Raw genomic sequence first — 274 nt, 5'->3', positions numbered from 1 at the left:
ACCTATGGTTGTCGGTGCCAAGAGAGTGAGCGCAGCGCATACATTATTAGCAGACTTTGATGTTGATGTGATTATTAGTGATGATGGCTTACAGCATTATGCCTTAGGCCGCGATATCGAAATAGCTTTAGTGGATGGTGAGCGTCGTTATGGCAATCACTGCGTGTTACCCGCACGCCCTTTACGTGAAGGTGTGTGGCGGTTTAATTCAGTTGATTTTGTGATAAATAATGGCGGACCAGCTCAAACCGGTGAAGTGCTGATGGCACTAGAG

Annotated in this window: 1 protein-coding gene; it reads left to right on the top strand. The window is 46.7% G+C overall.

Going from position 1 to position 274, the window contains the following annotated elements:
• Positions 1–274: tetraacyldisaccharide 4'-kinase (locus tag AAEY68_RS21060; RefSeq protein WP_350586829.1), on the top strand; the 274-nt coding region annotated here is incomplete at both ends.

It is taken from the genome of Pseudoalteromonas sp. RB2-MNA-CIBAN-0110 (genome assembly GCF_040309305.1).
In the GTDB taxonomy this organism is placed as follows: Bacteria; Pseudomonadota; Gammaproteobacteria; order Enterobacterales; family Alteromonadaceae; genus Pseudoalteromonas; species Pseudoalteromonas arctica.
This window is presented reverse-complemented; position numbering and strand designations above follow the sequence as displayed.